Below are 18,836 nucleotides of genomic sequence, written 5' to 3'. Positions count from 1 at the left end.
TTTTCGGTATAAAGATCAGCTCGGAGAAGCTCCTTATAATAACCTGACTACCATGAGAAGAAGCCTACTAAGTCTTTTTATACTATCTATCCTGCTTCTGCTGGAGGCAAGCAGCACTCTGGCGCAGGTACGACTGCCACAGGCCAGCCCGCCAGCCTTGCTGCGCCAGACCATAGGCCTGACTGACGTGACCGTAAACTACCATGCACCAAGTGTTAGGGGGCGTAAGGTTTTCGGTGATCTGGTGCCCTATGGGCAAATGTGGCGCGCGGGTGCAAACGAGGCCACACTGGTTACATTTCAGGATGAGTTATTTTTAAACAACGAGCGGGTGCCCGCCGGGACTTACTCTTTCTTCATTTTCCCGCAGAGTGACTCCCTGTGGCAGGTAGTACTCAACAAGGATACCACCCTTTGGGGTTTGGAGGGATATAATGAGCTGGATGACGTCGCCTACCTGGAGGTAAAGCCCTCCCAGACAAGCGAGTTTGTGGAGACAATGCAGTTCTCCTTCTCCGACATCAGCACCAACAAAGCTAATCTGAACCTGGCATGGGAAAACACTAAAATATCGCTGAGCATCGAGACGGATATAGAGAAGAAGGCGCTGGAGAACATTAACTACGCGCTGGCCAACGCCGCCAGCGACGATTGGTATACCTGGGCGCAGTGTGCCGAATACATGCTGCCGCGCAAGGAGCACCATGAAAAAGCCCTGCAGTGGATCAACAAGTCTATCGCCATTAAGGAGAACTTCTACAACAATTGGATCAAGGCTAAGCTTTACGCTTATAATAAAGAGTATCAGATGGCCGCCTCGCTGTCGGCAAAGGCGATGGAGCTGGGCACCTCGGAGCCGGAGAGCTATAAAACGTATGCCAGCCAGATAGAAACGGCCTACAGCGAGTGGAAGAAGCGCCGCTAAAAGTATAAACTTGCGTGAAAGTATAAGGGAAGCTGTGAACCGGCTTCCCTTATTTTATAGTCATCGATATACTTTGCCAAAAGTAGGACGGGTGTCAGAACTTGGCCACGAACCTCACATTCAGCCGCCTGCCCGTCAGGTAGTTCGGTACGGCGTAGGTCACACTGTTCACGTCGCGCACATAGTTGTAGGACACCCAGTTCCTGGCATCTATCAGGTTTAGCACTTCCAGGCCCACCCACAGGCTCTCCAGTCCCAGTTTCCGGCGCTTCACCACATCGCTCTCCACCACAATTACCTTCGAGAAACCAATATCGATGCGTTTGTAGGAGCGACCCTCGAATGCATTGCGGTACTCAGGCTGGCGCGGCGGACCGAATGGCAGGCCGCTGCCATACACCAGGTTCAGGTACATGCGCACCGTCGGGTTATCGGGCAGGTGGTCCTGGAAGAAGACGCCCACGTTCAGCAGTTGGTCCGTTGGTCGACGTATAAAGCCCTGCTCCTCCATATTTATCCGCTCGCCCTGCGCATTGAAAACCGATACAGAGTCGCCTTCCACATTCTCCTTGGTTGATAACAGGCCCAGGCTCAGCCACGACTCTGCCCCAGGTATAAATTCCCCGTTCACGCGCACATCGAAACCGGCGGCGTAGGCTTTTGCATTGTTTTTGGCGTAATAGCGTAGGCGCACGTTGTCCAGGTCGTAGGGCACCACGTTGGTCATCCATTTATAATAGGCCTCGGCAGTTAACTTGAAGTCGCGCCCCCAGGCCTGGAACAGGTAATCGCTGCCCAAAATGGCGTGTATGGCCCGCTGTGCCTTCAGTTCCGGGTTCAGCACGCCGTTAAAATCGCGGAGCTCGCGGTAGAATGGAGGCTGAAAGTATAAACCGAGGGCCGTCTTGAAGGAAAGGTTCGGGTTATGGCGCGTGATGAACGAATACTGAACGCGCGGCGAAATGTTCAGTTCCCCATTGTAGTCCCAGTACGTGGCGCGCAGGCCGTAGGTAATTGTCTTAAGGGAATCCAGCTCGAAAGTATGCTGCAGGTAGCCGCTGTAGCGCAAGGTGTTCAGGTTGAGCTGGGAGCTGAGGTAGAAATCCTGCGTTACGTAGTCGGCGGAATCGGAAAAGCCATACTCCTGCAGCTGGTCCTCAATATTCTCGGACCCGACCTTTGCCCCGAACTGCAGGTTGCTGCGCTGGCTGATGCGCCAGGTGTTGCGCAGTTCCGCGGCCAACATACGCGCCAGCAGGGCATTGCGCGCGTGGCTGAAGGTACTGCCAACGCCCCGCTCCTGCTGGCAGTCGCCGATGCCGTCACCGTTAGTGTCCACATCGCACAGGCGGTAGCCGGCCTCCACATCCCGGAACTCCCGCTCCCTGGAGTGCACGCCCGAAAGTATAAACTCCGACGTATAAAACGCGCTGAACCGATGGGTAAGATTGAGACCTGCCTGGTAAGTGGCATATTCCATCCGCTCCTGCCCATCAAACCCAATGAAGAGGCGAAGCGGCGTGTTGCTTGTTCCAAAAGTCGTCACCTGAGATTCCGGCTCTACCCTGAAATCGTTATTGGCGTAGCTGGCAAGTATACCCAGCGTGGTGCGGCCGCGGTCAAGCGAGTCTTTTGTCAGGTCGACATGCACATAGGCCTGTGCATCGGTGAAGATGGGGTTATACTTGCCATCGGTCTGCAAACCGCGCAAAATGTACTGGCCGTTTTTGTGGCGCGCGCCAAACAGGTAGGATATCTTCTTGCTCTTCGAGGCTGACTCCAGGTGCAATGTGCCACCCGTGAGCCCGCCACTCACAGAGGCGGCGAATTCGGTGGGTTGTTTATACTTTATATTCAGTACTGATGAAAGCTTATCGCCATACTTGGGCTGCCAGCCTCCCGAGGAGAACTGGATGTCTCCCACCAGATCTGGATTGACAAAAGAAAGCCCCTCCTGCTGTGCCGAGGATATCAGGAAAGGCCGGTAAATCTCGATGTTGTTGACGTAGACCAGGTTCTCGTCGTAGTTGCCGCCGCGCACAGAGTACGTGCTGGAAAGCTCGTTATTGCTCGATACGCCGGGAAGCGTCACCAGCACCTTGTTGAAATCCCCGAAGGCAGAAGGCAGGTTACTGGCATCGCGTGGGTCCAGCGTGGTGACGCTTACCTGCTCCCGCGCGTCATCCTGCTTGCCGCGTACATCCACCGTCTGCAGCTTTTGGGGGTCCGGCTCAAGTATAAATTGCAGCGTTTTTGTCTCGCCAGGCAGCAGCTGCAGCGTCTGCTCCTGCTCTTTGTAGCCCAGGTAGCGCACCAGGAGCACCACCTCGCTCTGCGCCGGAACAGCAAGTATAAACTCGCCGGCCGCATTGGTTCGCGTGCCTACTGAAGTGCCTTTTACCGCCACCGTAGCCAGTTCCAGCGGCTCCTGCTGCCGGTTCAGCACCTTGCCAGTTAATTTCGCCTGCTGTGCAGCAACACCGAGGGGCATTAGCATCAGGAACCACACCGATAGGTATCTCAGCATCAGGGGCGCAGGATTTTATTTGGATGATTTCAGGTCAACGATCGTCTGCATGGGATCTGCGGAAGAGAACACAAAGCTGCCCGCCACCAGCACGTCGGCCCCTTTCTCCAGGAGCAGCGGCGCGTTGTCCAGGTTCACGCCCCCATCAATCTCGATCAGCGCCTGCGAGTTACGCTGGATGATCAGGTTCTTCATCGCCTCGATCTTGCGGTAGGTGTTCTCGATAAACTTCTGCCCGCCGAAGCCCGGGTTCACCGACATCAGGCATATCAGGTCCGCGTCCGCCACCACATCCTCCAGCAACTGCACCGAAGTATGCGGGTTTAGGGCGATACCCGCCTTGGCTCCGGTTGCCTTTATCTGCTGCACCGTGCGGTGCAGGTGGCGGCAGGCCTCCAGGTGCACCGAAATGGTATCGGCGCCTGCCTCCCTGAAACGCTCAATGTACAGCTCCGGCTCCACGATCATCAGGTGCACGTCCAGCGGCTTCTGGGCGTGGTGCCCGATAGCCTCTAACACCGGAAAACCAAAGGAAATGTTCGGCACAAAACGGCCGTCCATGATGTCGATGTGCAGCCAGTCGGCCTGGCTGTTGTTGAGCATCTCCACCTCCGACTGCAGATTGGCAAAATCAGAGGCTAATACAGATGGGGCAATGATTGGTCTCATACCTGCAAAGGTAAATTTAATTATAAGACAAAATGGGGATTTATATGCTGAAAGCCAAACTACAGCTTCACGAACCGAAGCGTGGCTACTTTACTGCCAGACCGGATGCGGCACAGGTATAAACCGCTACGCATTGTTTGTGGCTCTAGTTGTAGCGGCTGCTCCGCCTGCGCCTGCGCTATACTTTGGCGATACACCTGCTTGCCCGTCGCGTCCAGCACCTGCACCTCCACCTGTTGCTTTAGCCACTCCTGCCCCAGGTAAAGTATAATAGGATCGCGGCTAACCGGGTTTGTGATGTACAACGTTTCGTCATTAGCCAGGCCCGGTACCGCTGTAAGGGTGCGGCTGTAACCAGGGATGCCGTAGCCGATGTTGTTGTCAGGATTTTCGGCGTTGCTGCCGCTGCTGCGGAGCATCTCGATCAACTCTAAATTGGTTTTAAACGGATTTGCCTGCCACAGACTGGCAGCAAAACCGGCCATGATCGGTCCGGCAAAGGAGGTGCCGTTTCCCTGCGCCAAATTACCGTTCGGAAGTATAAAGTATGCCCCCTGCCCCAGCGCCACCACATCCGGCTTTACGCGTCCATCGGCAGTCGGGCCAAAAGAACTGAATATTGCCTTCATGCCCAGCGAATCTACGGCGCCCACTGCCAGTACCGAATCGGCATCGGCAGGGGCAGACACGAAGCGCCATTTTTTATTGCCTTCGTTTCCGGCGCTTACCACCACCAGCATACCGGTGGCAGCAGCCAGGTCGGCTGCCCTGGTCACCAGCGAGGTGTTGCCGTCCATGTCCTGGTAGGTATAGCTTTGGGAAGGCGCATCGAACAAGGTATAGCCTAGGGAGGAATTAATAACATCGGCACCGGCGCTGTCGGCATACTCGGCGGCAAGCAGCCAGTTAACCTCTTCGATGTTGTGCTCAGAGGAAGCATCTTCAGTGCGCAGCAGCAGGTAATTAGCGCCGTAGGCTGTTCCAATCATACTACCGGGCGCGTAGGCAGCCATGGTGGACAGCACCGCCGTGCCATGTGCATCCGCCACCAACGCATTGGCCTGCTTCTGCACAAAGTCAAAGGAGCCTTTCAAGTGGTTGTTCTCGAAGAGATGAGCAAAAGCGGGCAGCTTATCGACCTCCGGGAACCCCGCATCGAACACAGCAATGGTCATGCCCGCGCCGTTGTAACCGTCCTGGTGCAGTTCATCAGCTCCCAGCATATCCGCCTGGTGGTGTGCCAATCCGTAATCCTCTGCTTCAGGGGTAGGAAAGTACGCGGCAGCCGCAACAGACACTGGTTTTATACTTTGTACCGCACGTTGCTGCAGCGTTCCGGTTTGTGAAATTCTATTTAAGGTTTGAGTGCTTTTTACAAATGGCAGTTCCTCCACTTGCTGCAGCTCCTCTTCGGAGCATTGCACCACCGCCGCATTAAACCAGCGCGAAGTATACCAGACGGTTACGCCTGTCGCTTTCAGGCTGGCTACATAGGCTGGGTTTACGGGAAGGTCGCGGGAAATTAGGGGGATGCTCTGCCGCTTGCGCCGCTGCAGGGCTTGGGGGGACAAGTATTCCAACGGCTCGGAAAGGGAAAAAGGGGTGCCGTTTTTATCGGTAAAGTATACTAAACGCTTCTGCTCCTCTCCCTCTGTGTTACCAGGCTCCTGCGCCAGAACAGGCAGGAACAGCAGCAGGCAGGCAAAGAGGAGCAGCGGGCGCATAGTTATTCTTTTCCGTGGGAGATCAGTTTTTCGTGACGTTCGTGGCCATATAACTTGTAACGGTCGCCATATGGACAACTTTCAGACTTTGATTCATTGCAATACACGATTCGAATATGCTGTTTATAAACCATACCCACATTCTTAGCATATATCTCCTTACGATCATCCAAACCAATCCAAGTTTCAATAGGTAAGCCTTGTATAACAGTTAACGTATTTTCATACTTCTTACCATTAAGTGTTAGAGGGTCACCAACATTAGTATAGCTATAAGTGTCTTTACTATTATAATATTCAGAGCGCTTCATTGAATCCGGATCAAAGCTGCGTCCAATATTATTTTGGTTAAAAGCATCTCCTAACCAATTCTTTCCATTATTAATAGGAAATACAAGTTTGACATGCTTAATGTTATGCTGTGTGAGCATCAGGCTAGTGGTAGACTTGATAACAGTCATCACCGAGTCATCCACCCACGGGGTATTCTCGTTGGCGCGCACCGAACGGATGATCTTATAATTGAGCGTGTTGGTTTGGTCGTAGAAAGTTGTATCCACACGCTCTCTCAGCTGGAAACGGGTGGTATCGCCTACATCGCTCATATAACGGATGTCCATTATATCATAAATGCGCCAGTCGCCCACTTCCAGCGGGTAGTAGTCGTAGCCCATCACTTTTGGGTCCGGGTCCTTGTACTTGTCCTCACAGGCGGCAACAAGGCCAGCCAGAACCACCAAAAGCAACAGGGCTCTTCTCATTATTGCAACACGTTCAGGTTAAACTCAGAGTTATAGTTCGACTCGATCCAGCCGCCGCCCACCACGTCGTTTCCTTCGTAGAAAACAGCCGCCTGGCCCGGGGCAATGGCATGCACGCCACTCAGGAAATGCACCTTCATTTTATCCCCCACCTGCTCAACAATGGCCTCCGTGCCCGGATCGTTGTAGCGCACTTTGGTAACCGTCGGGATCGGCTGCCCGATCAGGTGCTCATACTTGGACATGTTCAGCTTGCCCACCGTCATGGCGTTTTTGGCCAGATCGTCGTAGTTGCCCAATATTACGCGGTTGCTATCCTTCTCAATGCGCGTGACATAAGCCGGGAATCCCAAGGCAATGCCCAGGCCTTTGCGCTGTCCAATAGTATAGAATGGGTACCCCTCATGCTTTCCAACCACGGTGCCGTCCTCCAGCACAAACTCGCCGCCGGCGACACGCTCCTCCAGCCCCTCTACACGGCGCTTCAGAAAACCACGGTAATCATTATCCGGGATAAAGCAGATCTCGTAAGACTCCGGCTTGTTCACCAGCTCGGTAAAGCCACGTTCCCGCGCCATCTCGCGTATCTCAGTCTTGTGCAGGTTGCCCAGCGGGAACATGGTGCGGCTCAGACTCTCCTGCGAGATTCCCCAAAGCGCATACGACTGGTCCTTGCTCTCGTCCAACCCTTTTGATATCACGTAACGGCCGTTTTCCTGGCGCAGGTTGGCATAGTGACCCGTAGCAATAAACTCGCAGCCCAGCTGGTCGGCGCGGCGCAGCAGGGCATCCCATTTAATGTGCGTATTGCAAAGTACGCATGGGTTTGGCGTACGACCCGCCAGGTACTCATCCGTGAAATGGTTGATCACAAAGTCACCAAACTCTTCTCTGATGTCTATGATATAATGTGGGAAACCCAGTTGAACGGCGATGCTACGGGCATCGTTGATGGAATCGAGCGAGCAGCAGCCTGTCTCCTTCTTGCTGGCGCCGCTGGAGGCGTAATCCCAGGTTTTCATGGTCATCCCCACTACCTCGTAGCCTTGCTCGTGCAGCATCACGGCCGCCACCGAACTATCGATGCCGCCGCTCATTGCCACCAGTACCCTTGCTTTTGTACTCATCTATATAAAAAATGTATATCGATTTAAAAAATTAACTATTTGATACAAATATAGCAACAACAACACAGTTATAAAGATTCAGGTTCTAATTTCTGCCGGGGCTGCGGTACCAAAGTATAAATAGCGCCCGAAAAAAACGAAAAAGGTTGGCGGTGATGAAAAATCGCGTTTACTTTGAACAACAGAAAAATATGTTTAAAACGAGTAAAAATCATAAAGCATAACTTACTATGGGCTTACGTACCTCAGTGATAGTAAACGGAATAAACAACCTGAGCGATGCCCGCTACTGCGCTGGCATGGGAGTGGATGTGATCGGCTTTAACCTGAAACTGGACGACCCGGGGCGTGTGCAAGCCCAAACGCTAAAGGAAATCATGGGATGGGTGTCCGGCGTGCAAACTGCGGGCGAGTTTCTGCGCGCAAGGCCAGACCTGATCAATGAAATGGCAGACGAGTTCAACCTGGACCTCATTCAGCTCGACGTGCCCTACCTGATCGATGAGATCGAGGAGATCAGCCGCCCCGTCATCCAGAAAGTATTCATTAACAAAGACACCGTCCAGAGTGAGCTGTTGGAGATGATGGAGCTCTACTCTCCTTTCGTGCACTCCTTTATTATCTTTTCCGACGACTTCGAGACGATCGACGAGACCAACTCCCGTTTCCTGGCTGACCTTTCGGAGAAATTTAATGTATACATCGGCTTCGGAGTCGACAAAGGAAATATCAACGAGGTGCTGAAAACGATCAAACCCATGGGAATCGGACTGACCGGGGGCCACGAAATTAAGCCCGGCCTTAAGGACTTCGACGAGTTGGCCGACATTTTCGAGGAAATCGAGGAAAGCTAGGGAGTTAAAGAGTTGGGGAGTTAGAGAGTTTAGTAGTTAAATGTTTCACTATACTTTTCTCTCCTGGAAAAAAGCACATAAACGAATCGGCCTAACGAATTTATACTTCGTTAGGCCGATTCTTTTATGCAAAAAAAAGTTTAGGGCTATACTTTATACTTAGTCCGCCCCATACTATCCAAAACCCTTTAACTCTCTAACTCCCTAACTCCCCAACTCCTAAACTCTCTAACTCCACAACTCTCTAACTCACCTTGTACTGCAGGTACTTTATTTTGACTCCCTCGGCCAGGTAGCGCTTTTCATAGGTCGTGTGGATGCCCATGGTGTGCTCCTGCAGGTCAGAATTGTAGAGATCCGAAGTATGGATAAGGCTCTTTACCTGGCGCTCCTGCAGCACTTCTAAAGTATAGTCGTATAGTGGTCCGTTATCAGTTTTCAAATGGATGATGCCACCGGGCTTCACGATGTGCTCATATAGGTCCAGGAAGCGCGGCGATGTGAGGCGCCGCTTGATGTCGCGGTCGCGGGGGCGCGGGTCCGGGAACGTGATCCAGATCTCATCCACCTCGTTCTCGGCAAAGTTCTCGGTGATGTTCTCAATGAAGGTTCTCAGGAAGGTGACGTTCTCCAGTTCCTCCTCCTCTGCCAGGGTGCTTCCCTTCCACAGGCGGGCTCCCTTTATGTCAGAGCCGATGAAGTTCTTCTCCGGGAACAGGCGCGCCATTCCCACCGTGTACTCCCCACGGCCGCAGCCTACCTCCAAAACGATCGGGTTATCATTCTCGAAATGCAGCTCCCGCCATTTATCAACTAATTGGCCGTACAGCTCATTCCCTGGTTCAATTACATTCTCACGCTCCGCGATGGCGGCAAATTTTGCTAGTTTAGATCTTCCCATTCCTATAGTTCTTCAATCTCTGCGACCACAAAGGTACTACCTCCGATAAAAATAACCTCATCCGGGGCCGCATTTGCCCTGGCCGCCGCAATGGCTTCCGACACGGTAGTATAAGCCGCTCCCCGTAGCCCCACCGCCTCAGCCTGTTGCAGCAGTTCCTTAACCGGCAGCGCCCTGGGGATGTGGGCCTGGCAGAAGTAATACTTATACTTCGGGGGCAGCAGCTGCAGTATCTTCGTTACATCCTTATCATTCACGGCCCCAAAGACCATGTGCACCTGCTTTGGCATCAACTGCTCCAGCCCCTGCAGTATCTGCCGGATGCCGTCCTCGTTGTGGCCGGTATCACAGATGGTGAGTGGCTTCTGCTGCAGCACCTGCCAGCGTCCCTTCAGGCCGGTTATACTTTTGGCGTTAGCAAGTCCCCTCCGCACAGCCGCTTCAGGTATAATAAAGCCTTTCAGATCCTGCAGCACCGCCAAGGTTTGTAGCACGCCCGGCAGGTTATACTTCTGGTAGGTGCCCGCCAGGTCCAGTTCCAGGTCCCGCAAGTATAAACGGCCATCCCGGAAAACCTGGAACACCTGCCGCTCAAGGCTGCTTTCGGTTAACTCCAATGTATAATAGTCCTGCGCAAAGTATAAAGGCGCGCCCACCTCAGCCGCTTTTGCTACAAACACCTCCGCCGCCTCGGGTTGTCGCATACTGATCACGGCGGGCACCTTTGCTTTGATGATGCCGGCTTTCTCCCCTGCAATGGCAGGAATCGTATCGCCCAGCATACTTTGGTGGTCAAGGCTGATATTGGTGATGAGCGACACTTCCGGCGTGATGATGTTGGTAGAGTCCAGGCGGCCACCCAGTCCCACCTCTATCACCGCCACGTCCACCTGCTCCTCGGCAAAGTATGAAAATGCCAGCGCCACCGTCATCTCAAAGAAGGATGGCTTTATACTTTCGAACAGCTGCCTGTGCTGCTCTACAAAACCGATAAGGTATTCCTGCGGCAGCTCCTGACCGTTTACGCGTACGCGCTCTGTGAAAGATTTAAGATGAGGAGAAGTATAGAGTCCGGTTTTGTAGCCCGCCTCCTGCAGCACCGCTGCCAGCATATGCGAGCTGCTGCCCTTTCCGTTGGTGCCCGCCACGTGTATGCTCTTAAACTGGTGCTGTGGCTGCCCCATGGCTTCGCAGAGGGCTATGATATTATCCAGGCTCTTCTTAAAAGCAGCATTGCCGATGCGTTGGTACATCGGCAATTGCTGGTATAGGTAATCAAGACACTCCTGATAGGTCATCTATAGAAAGTAAGAGTTAGCGGGACGTGATTCTGAACGTCACCTCACCGGTGAAACTAACGGTAGTGGCGCCCGAGCCCGTGCGGCTAAACGTTGTCTTATACAACTGGTCACGGTACCACTTCTCTACCTGCGGCGAAACCGTACTTTCGATACGCTCCACGTTTACAAGGTTTCCGTCAGAATCGATCTTGATCCTGAAACGGATAATTCCGGTTTCATTCGTGTAAGGGTCGCGCCTCGGCTCAATATCGTAACGCCAGCCCGGCATGTTGAGTGAGCCTCCGGCTCCGCCGCCCGCCTTGCCGTAAAGGGCTTTGGCGTTCACATCTCCCGCAGGGTCTCCTTTATCGCCTACTTTACCAGTGTCGTCGCCGTTGTTGTTGCCCGTGGCAGCATCGGACGTGCCGTTCTTACCGGTACCGGTGCTGTTGGTGGGCTGGCCCGGGTAAAGTGACTTGGGTTTCTCCGGCTCCTTCTTCACCACTTCCTCTTTCGGCGGCTCGGGTTTAGGCTCCGGCTTTTTCACCTCTTCCTTCTTAGGCTGCGGTTTTGGAACAGGCTTCACCTCCTCTTTCACCGAAACGGGCTCTGGCGCGGTGGTAGTGGTTACTTTAGGTGTTTCCACGGGTTGCGCCGGAGGTGTAGGCTGCGGGGTTGGCTCAGGCTGTGGTTCGGGCTCAGGGTCTGGCTGCGTAGGCGCAGGCTTGCTGTCCTCCACGTTCTTCGACTCGTTCGGGGTGGCTTTTGTCTGCACATCGCCGCTGCCTACGTTATCCATGCCGAAGTTAAGCTCAATACCCATTTCCGGCGCGGGTGGGTCTGGCGCACGCCATGCCAGCATGTAAATCAGGAAAAGAAGTATAAGCAAATGCACCGCAACGCTGACACCAGCGGCGACACGTTTATTTTTCTCTTCTTCCTTTGTAAGGGCGATCGACATAGTTACGTTCTTATTCAGATGGCACAGTGGCCAGCGTCACACTTGCATTCAGGTTCTTGGCTATGCCCGCCACCTTTACCAGGTGCTCCACCGGCACGCTCTTGTCCACATGTAACACCACGGCCCCCTTCTCTGTTCCCCCCTGCTGCAGCAGCGCGGTCAGTTGCGGCTCGATGTCATCCAGGGCGATTGGCTTCTCGTTCAGGTAATACTCCAGGTCCTCGGTGATAGTCACACTGATCTTTTGCATCACAATGTCAGAAGACTGGCTGGAAGGCAAGCTGACTGGCAGCCCTGAAGGCGTAACAAAGCTTGACGTCAGCATGAAGAAAATCAGCAACAGGAAGATGATGTCCGTCATCGACGACATGCTGAACTCTGCGTTTATCCTGTTTTTAGAGCGAAAATTCATTCTTAAAGCTGTGGTTCTTGTAAAAGATCAAGGAACTCGATTGAGGAGTACTCCATGCTGTGCACGATGCTGTCGATTTTTGACACCAGGTAATTGTAACCCACGTAAGCCGGAAGACCAATGATCAAGCCAGTTGCCGTCGTTACCATGGCCTCATAGATACCGCTTGACAGCAGTTTGGGGCTAACGGATCCCTCCGCCTGTGCGATGGCAATAAAGGCGCCGATCATACCTGTTACCGTACCCAGGAAGCCCAGCATCGGGGCGGCACCGGCTACAGTGGCAAGGCCGGCAAGGTTTTTCTCCAGCTTGCTGATCTCGATCTTACCCTGGTTCTCAATTGATGTCTCGATGTTCTTAAGCGGGTGCCCAATACGGGTAATACCCTTGGAGATCATTCTGGAAACAGGGGTGTTCGCTTGGGCACACATCATTTTTGCGCCGTTGATATCTCCGGCCAGTACCATGCTTTTGATGCGGTCGTTGAAGCCCTCCGGGTTCTTGGCTGCTTTCTTAAGCGTCAGGTAGCGCTCCACAAAGATATAGATGCCCACAAGCGATAAAAGGGCGAGCGGAATCATGGCCCACCCGCCATTCATGGCCAAATCTAAAAGCGAAACAGATGTTTCTGCTGCAGCTTCAGTCCCCTCTGCCAGTGCTGCGGTCGTGTCGGCTGTAGCCGTAGTCGTGATTTGTAATAAGAGTGATGTCATGTTAATTATTAAGTACCCAAAGTGTTTCTCCGAATTTCTGTTTGTAATTGTTCAGGGCCTCCTGCGCCTCCTCCGGCGTTTCAAAATCAGCCAGTGCTACGCGGAACAGCCTGCTGCCGGGCTGCGGCAGCAGAATATTCACCTCTTCGTGCCCTGCCTCCAATAATGTCTCGCGATAATGCTCAGCGTTCTCCAGGCGGGCATAGCCGCCCGATATAAGGTAAGAACGCCCGTCTTTCGTATAAATTATATGGGCAGGGGCTGCTTCCTCCACCACCTCAGCAGGAGCCGTTGCTTCCTGCACAACTTCCTCTGATTCAAAACCATCCACCACAACACCTGAAGCTATACTTGTTCCAGCAGGATCGAACTCGTTTCCTTCCTGGGCCTCTATGGCAGTTGGTAGCAGCTGCGCGTAATAGCCGGTGCGCTCCTCCTCGGTAAAGGGCACATAATCGGCTGTGTAGCGGTTGGGCTCTGCCACCGCCGGGTTAGAAAATCCTGTAGAGGTGAAGGCAGCCACCGGACTGAGGCTGCTCAGGTTATAATTGTCCTGCAGTGAGAGGAAGTAGAAGGCGGAAACCGACAAGCCGGCCAGCGCCAATCCGGCGGCCAGGTTGTAAGCCCGCTTTATGCGGCGGCGCAGCGGCTGCTTCTCCTCTACCAACTCCTGCTGGCGCTCTCTTATAAGTGTTCGTAGCACGGCCGGCTCCTGCACCTTCACAGGTCTGGCAGAGAGCTCGGGCAGTCCAAAGCTTTCCTCCAGCATGTTATCTGCCTCGGTATGCTCAAACACCAGGCGGCGCTCGGCATTATACCGGAAGATGCCGATATCGCTCAGCTCGAAGCGCTTCTCCTGCTGCAGATCAGATTTTGCTTTATGCACAAACTCCGCCACGCGCTGCTGCGCCTCGTCTTTTGTGATGCGGTTGTAGTGCGCGATGGTGCTGATCAGCAGCCCATCGTTGAGCACCAGTTTCTCGTTAAAGGCGATCTTCTTGGATGGCGGCGAGAGCGTGTGCTTTACCGGATTGATACAGGCAGGCACATACCGAGCTATCAACCCGCCAAATTCCGGGATGATGACACAGTCGTGATCATACAGCAGTGACTTGATGTGCTTCTCAACCATAAGCAATGTTTAGAATGAGTAAGTGACGCCTCCTATAAGGTTTATACTTTTGTTCGGGTAATTTACGAAACGCTCATACTTTTTCCCAAACAGGTTATTGGCCATCAGGAACACCGTAAAATTGTTGGTGAACTTGTAGTCCGCCTTCAGGTTCAGGTCCACGATAGAATCGGCTTGTCGCAACTCAGTGGTTCCGTCCGCAAGGGTGATACGGCCAAATGAATCCCCAATATAATAAAGTTCTGAATTAAAGAGAATCTTGTCATAGAAGTTGTAGGTGGCATAAACACTTGCCATCAGCTCCGGACGGTGGAAGGGCTGCTCTAAGCTGGCCGTGTTATAGCTATTATAATCAGCCTTTAATCCAAGGCGCACTTCATCCGAATAGTTGAAGGAGGCTTCACCAAAAATATTAAAAACATTCGTCACTCCATCATCATACAGCAGCTCAAACTTGGAGGGGTCTGCCGCAGAGTTGTTGTAGAAGTATAGATTGCGGAAATTCTGGTAAGCCACGCGGCCGTTCAGGTGCACGTAGTTCGCGATATTCGCCTGGAAGCCACCGTAAATCTCCAGTCCCTTGTTCACGTCAGCCACCTGCACATTCGGGGCCAGGTAAGGATTCTCCTGCGTCAGCTCGTATAAAGTGGTTCTTTCAAGGTCACCCCCTATCCCGCCGTAGATCAACAGGTTACCTTTGATCGGCTCCAGCCCCACGCGCACCATCGGGTACACGTTCATCTGGCGGGCATCGTTCACCTCGTCTCCGGTATAGGCCACGCGCGCGCCAATGGTCAGGCGCACGACCTCGAACTGGCGCTCGTAGGCAGCGGTAAGCTTAAACAGGCCGCGGCTCACATCAGCAGAGTCCTTGTGCGACAATACCGACAGGTCGGCATCCACCTTGAAAGCAGAAACATCGTCAATGCCGTACTCGCTGCGGAAGTCCACGGCAAAGTTGCTTTCGTTCATATCATAGTTGTCGTTGATATACCGGAAGCGGGCGTTGGTTCTGTACAGGAAGGGCGAATTAGAGTTCTGGTTATGGAAGAAGCCCTGCGCGTGAATTCTGTTAAAGACTTGCTTGATGCTATCGCGCTCCACGTCCACTCCCTCCACTGGCTCATAACCGTAGAAGTAACGCTTCTCCCGGCCATACTTCAGGTCTCCTCCAATTGTCAGGCCCTGTAGGTAACGTTCCCCGTGCAGGCCAATGTCAGACTGCGAGACAGCCGAGTTAGCCTTATCCACCGGGCCGCGCGAAGAGGAAACATGGCTCACGTTGGCGCCAATGCTGGCGTCCTTGCTCCGCTTGTTATGGAAGTAGCCTTTTAAGTATAAAGAGCCATAGTTGCCCAGCCCAGCCTTCAGGTAATTCCCGTACAGCTTGTTCAGTTCGTCCTGCTTTATGGTCAGTACCTTCAGTTGCAGGTCCACGTCCTGGTCAGGCAGGCGATAATCCGAGAAACGGTAGCGCACGTTACGGTCAGCTATCTCGGGCGGGTTAATGCGGAATTTCTCATAGTTACGGGCAGCCTGCGGCAACTCGATCACGCGGTTCTTTTCCACCACAACCTCAGCATCCTCCAGCTTTCCGCCTTCGGACCATCCCTGGGTCTGCGCCTGCGCCGTGTTCAGGTAGCTATACCCTACGCTCAGCACAATGGCAAGTGATGCTAATCTTACTTTATTTTTCATGGTGATGCTTCTCTTCTAAATCCCAAATTCTGATTAGTTCTGCTGGCCGGTCGTATCTACCGGTTCGAGGATAAGCGTGGTATCGGCCTTCTGCTGTTGCAGGTTCTGCGGCTGCGCCTGCTGCGCTTTGCCCCCGTCCAGTTTCGTCAGTTTCTGCTTCGCCTCCGCCACGATCTCCTGGTTTGGCGCATTCTCGATGATGGAGTTCAGCGTGGCACGCGCCTGGAACATCTCGTTCTGAGCTACATACAAATCGGAGATCAACAGGAAGGTTTTACCCAGCCAGAAATCGTAGTTGCCATACTTGTTGCTGAACTCAAAGGCATGGTCGAGCGCCTCCTGGTTTTTCTTCTGCTTATAAAGCGTCTCGGAGATCAGGTAGTGCGCCTCCGCCCCATGAACGTCGCTGGCTGAAGCAGTTGTTTCACGCAGCTCCGTTAAAGCCTGCGCCATATTGCCCTGGGCCAGAGTAGCCTTCGCCTTAAATAAAAGTGCAGAGTTGTACGCGTTCAGAGAGGCGTTGCCCTGGCTGATGAGCTCGCCGGCCACGCGCTTGGTAGCGGCGTAGTCGTTGGTGCGGTAATAACTCTGCATCAGGCCCAGCAAGGCGGTCTGCTGCTCCTTGCGGTTGGTGGCCAGGTCACGCAGGCGGCTATAGTATTTGATGGCCTCCGGATAGTTCTGTACCTCAAACTCCAGGTCGGCCACGCGCTGGATGGCGCGGTTCACGAACTCAGAGCGGTTCTCCTGCACCACTTGCTTCATCACCTTCACGCCCTCCTGCTTTCTGTCGCTGCGCAGGTAGGAATCGGCCAGGTAGTAGCGGGCATCCGGCAGGAAGCTGCTCTTCGGATAGGACTTGATGTAGTTCTCCAGTTTCGCAGCTGCTTCCTTATAGTTTTGGTTAAAGTACAGGGTCTTAGCAGCCTCAAATTCTATACTTTCCAACGCATCGCTCTCCGGGTTGGCAGACTTGTAACGGTCTACATACTTGTCGAACTCGCTGCTGCGGTTCTCCTGGCCCAGCACTTCCTGCAGGCTGTAAAGGGCCCCGCTGGCAACTTTCGATTCCGGGAACTCGTCGAGCACGCGCTGCTGGTCTGCAATGGCCAGGTCGTTGCGGCGCAGGTTGGAGTAAGCCAGACCACGCTTCTGCAGCGCGTTCGGCACCAGGCGGCTGTCCGGCATTCCGTCGATCAGCCTGGTAAAGCCCTGCACTGCCGCCTGGTAGTTACCCGACTCGAAATCGATCACGGCATACTGGTACATGGCATCGTCGCGGAAGCGGGAGGTCTTGAAGTTGTTGAGCAGATCAAGCAGTGCATCTTTGGCCCGCTCATTCTGACTCAGAATACTCAGCACCACCCCCTTCTGGAACATGGCATAGTCACGGTCCGGGGAACTGCTGCCGATAACGCGCTCATATAAGCGCAGCGCCTCGTTGTAGTTCTTGCTCACATAGTAAGTGTCGGCCAGTCGAACCGTGGCGTCGTTGTAGTTCGGATTGCTCGGCTGCACGTTGTCCAGGTAAGCCTTAAAGTGCGTCAGGGCTTTCTCATACTCCTTTGTGTTGAAGTAGGCGTAACCAATGCCGTAGCGCGACTTGATGTAATAATCAGCCTTGGTGTTGGGCGCGGTGCGAAACACGGCGGCATAGCTGTTGATCGCATCGTTGTAGCGCTGCCCGATGGAGTAGGCCTCCCCTTTCACAAAATGGCTGGCGGAAGTCACCTCCTTGTCGTACGGGTACTGCAGCGATTTATCGAGCATGGCCACGGCCTGTGGAAACTTGCTGTCGTTGAACAGGTTTACGCCGTGGAAGTACGTTACGCGCTGGTAGGTTTGCAAAATGCGCCAGCTTTTCTTCTCCATGGCCTCTATGTGGCGGATGGCGGCGGCATAGTCGTTAGAGCCAAAGTATGACTCGCTCAGCAGGCGGTCGGCCTCCTCCGCCTCGGCCGACTTCGGATACTTGGTGGTGAAATCGGAAAGCGAGTTGATCACTTCGCGGAAGTTGCCCAGGTCAAAGTTCACCTGCGCATACTTTAGCGTGGCCGCCTCGGTTACGGACTTGTCATGGTCGTTTTTGCGCGCCTGGTCGAAGGCGGTGAGGGCGAACTGCTTGTTGTTTTCCTTCAGATAACTCAGGCCCAGGTAGTAGGCCGCATTCTGGCCCAGCGAGTCCTTCTTGAGCGCCACCGGCTTAAAGTTGGCAATGGCGTTCTTGTAGTTGTTGTTCTTGTAATCGGTGAAAGCGATTTTGTACTGCACCACCGGCTCCAGGGAACGTTTGCCCTTGGCGTACTGGCTGAAGTATTTCTCGGCGGTTTCGTACTCGGCGCGCTGGTAATAGGCATCGCCCACCAACAAGGCTATCTCATCGCGCTGCTGCACCTCCGGCTTTTTGGCCAGGGCCGCCTCGCCATACCGGATCACCTCGAAGATATCCTTCTCCTTGTAGAGGATCTCGGTTACCATGTAGGGCACGATCCGGGCGTAGGCCTCATTCTTTTCGGCGATCTTCAGGTCCTCCTTGGCAGCGGCGTAATCGCCCTTGCGGTACGAGATGTAGCCGGCGTAGTAGTTAGAGGCATAGGCAAAGCGGTGGTCATCCTCCCGGAAACCGGTTGTTTTGTTCTTGTCGAACCAGATCTTGGCGTTGTCGAAGTCTTTGGTTGCGAAGTACGAGTAACCCAGCTTGAACTCCAGCTCCTTGTTCTGCTTTATACTTAGCAGGTGCGTGGGCGCATCCTTCAGCAGTTCCACGGCCTTCTTGTAATCCTTCTGCTCGAAGTAGTAGATGCCCAGTTCATAGTTAGCCAGCGCCGTCTTGGGGTGCGTCGGGTATTTGCGGGCGAAGTTCAGCACCAGCTGCTCGGCATCCGGGTGCAACAGGTACAGGCCACTCAGGGCATAATAATACTGCGCGTCGGCTGTCCTGGCGTCGTTGCCGATCAGGTCGATGTACTTTTTAAAGGCCTCCTGCGCCGAGCCATACTTGGCACGGTCAAAAAGCTCCACGCCTTCATGAAAGTATCGCTCCTCGGAGGTGAAAGCCTGCGTGTGCTGCGCCACCACCACATGGGAGCCGCCTGTCAGTACCGATGCCAGTGCTATTTTGTAAGCTATCTTCATATTTGCCTGTTCGCCCC

Annotated in this window: 15 protein-coding genes; 2 read left to right on the top strand and 13 right to left on the bottom strand. The window is 53.7% G+C overall.

What is annotated here, in order from left to right; all coding sequences use genetic code 11:
• Positions 1–52 precede the first annotated feature (52 nt).
• A complete protein-coding gene (locus A3841_RS02875; RefSeq protein WP_073850814.1) occupies positions 53–925 on the top strand; it encodes a DUF2911 domain-containing protein in 873 nt (290 codons plus the stop codon).
• Between the two features lie 94 nt (positions 926–1,019).
• On the opposite strand, the gene A3841_RS02870 is transcribed toward A3841_RS02875, so the two are convergent.
• Genes A3841_RS02870 through mnmA form a run of 5 tightly spaced genes read right to left on the bottom strand, consistent with a single transcriptional unit; the run spans position 1,020 to position 7,733 of the window.
• Complete coding sequence (locus A3841_RS02870; RefSeq protein ID WP_083610170.1) at positions 1,020–3,452, bottom strand: TonB-dependent receptor; 2,433 nt, start codon at positions 3,450–3,452, stop codon at positions 1,020–1,022.
• 15 nt (positions 3,453–3,467) lie between these two features.
• Positions 3,468–4,121 carry a ribulose-phosphate 3-epimerase gene (rpe, locus tag A3841_RS02865; protein ID WP_073850813.1) on the bottom strand — a complete coding sequence of 218 codons (654 nt, stop codon included), beginning with the start codon at positions 4,119–4,121 and terminating at the stop codon, positions 3,468–3,470.
• A 59-nt stretch (positions 4,122–4,180) separates the two neighbouring features.
• Entirely contained in the window at positions 4,181–5,845 is a 1,665-nt protein-coding gene (locus A3841_RS02860) for a S8 family serine peptidase (RefSeq protein WP_073850812.1), read from the bottom strand.
• 2 nt (positions 5,846–5,847) lie between these two features.
• Complete coding sequence (locus A3841_RS02855; protein WP_073850811.1) at positions 5,848–6,606, bottom strand: hypothetical protein; 759 nt, start codon at positions 6,604–6,606, stop codon at positions 5,848–5,850.
• On the bottom strand, positions 6,606–7,733 hold the full coding sequence (gene mnmA / locus A3841_RS02850; RefSeq protein WP_073850810.1) for a tRNA 2-thiouridine(34) synthase MnmA: 1,128 nt from the start codon (positions 7,731–7,733) through the stop codon (positions 6,606–6,608). The genes A3841_RS02855 and mnmA overlap by 1 nt, the downstream gene beginning before the upstream one ends.
• A gap of 230 nt (positions 7,734–7,963) precedes the next feature.
• Here mnmA and trpF point away from each other — a divergent pair, with 230 nt between their 5' ends.
• Positions 7,964–8,587 carry a phosphoribosylanthranilate isomerase gene (trpF, locus tag A3841_RS02845; protein WP_073850809.1) on the top strand — a complete coding sequence of 208 codons (624 nt, stop codon included), beginning with the start codon at positions 7,964–7,966 and terminating at the stop codon, positions 8,585–8,587.
• Between the two features lie 244 nt (positions 8,588–8,831).
• Here the strand turns inward: trpF and trmB are convergent, their stop codons facing one another.
• The 8 genes from trmB to A3841_RS02805 are packed head-to-tail and all read right to left on the bottom strand — an operon-like array spanning position 8,832 to position 18,819.
• A complete protein-coding gene (trmB, locus tag A3841_RS02840; protein WP_073850808.1) occupies positions 8,832–9,488 on the bottom strand; it encodes a tRNA (guanosine(46)-N7)-methyltransferase TrmB in 657 nt (218 codons plus the stop codon).
• A 2-nt stretch (positions 9,489–9,490) separates the two neighbouring features.
• Entirely contained in the window at positions 9,491–10,786 is a 1,296-nt protein-coding gene (locus A3841_RS02835) for a bifunctional folylpolyglutamate synthase/dihydrofolate synthase (RefSeq protein WP_073850807.1), read from the bottom strand.
• Between the two features lie 16 nt (positions 10,787–10,802).
• Positions 10,803–11,729 (bottom strand): hypothetical protein, encoded by a 927-nt coding sequence (locus A3841_RS20685; RefSeq protein WP_139307866.1) that lies wholly within the window; start codon positions 11,727–11,729, stop codon positions 10,803–10,805.
• A 10-nt stretch (positions 11,730–11,739) separates the two neighbouring features.
• Positions 11,740–12,141, bottom strand: coding sequence for an ExbD/TolR family protein (locus tag A3841_RS02825; protein ID WP_073850805.1), 402 nt, complete (start codon positions 12,139–12,141; stop codon positions 11,740–11,742).
• Between the two features lie 2 nt (positions 12,142–12,143).
• The gene (locus A3841_RS02820; protein ID WP_073850804.1) at positions 12,144–12,854 is read right to left on the bottom strand and encodes a MotA/TolQ/ExbB proton channel family protein; all 711 of its coding nucleotides are present in this window, start codon (positions 12,852–12,854) and stop codon (positions 12,144–12,146) included.
• A gap of 1 nt (position 12,855) precedes the next feature.
• Positions 12,856–13,986 carry an HU domain-containing protein gene (locus A3841_RS02815; protein WP_073850803.1) on the bottom strand — a complete coding sequence of 377 codons (1,131 nt, stop codon included), beginning with the start codon at positions 13,984–13,986 and terminating at the stop codon, positions 12,856–12,858.
• Positions 13,987–13,995: 9 nt separating this feature from the next.
• The gene (locus tag A3841_RS02810; RefSeq protein WP_073850802.1) at positions 13,996–15,684 is read right to left on the bottom strand and encodes a TonB-dependent receptor; all 1,689 of its coding nucleotides are present in this window, start codon (positions 15,682–15,684) and stop codon (positions 13,996–13,998) included.
• 33 nt (positions 15,685–15,717) lie between these two features.
• A complete protein-coding gene (locus A3841_RS02805; protein WP_073851185.1) occupies positions 15,718–18,819 on the bottom strand; it encodes a tetratricopeptide repeat protein in 3,102 nt (1,033 codons plus the stop codon).
• Between the last annotated feature and the right edge of the window lie 17 nt (positions 18,820–18,836).

The organism is Pontibacter flavimaris (assembly GCF_001907195.1).
In the GTDB taxonomy this organism is placed as follows: Bacteria; Bacteroidota; Bacteroidia; order Cytophagales; family Hymenobacteraceae; genus Pontibacter; species Pontibacter flavimaris.
Note: the sequence above shows the minus strand (reverse complement) of the source record. Positions and strands in the feature narration are given on the sequence as shown.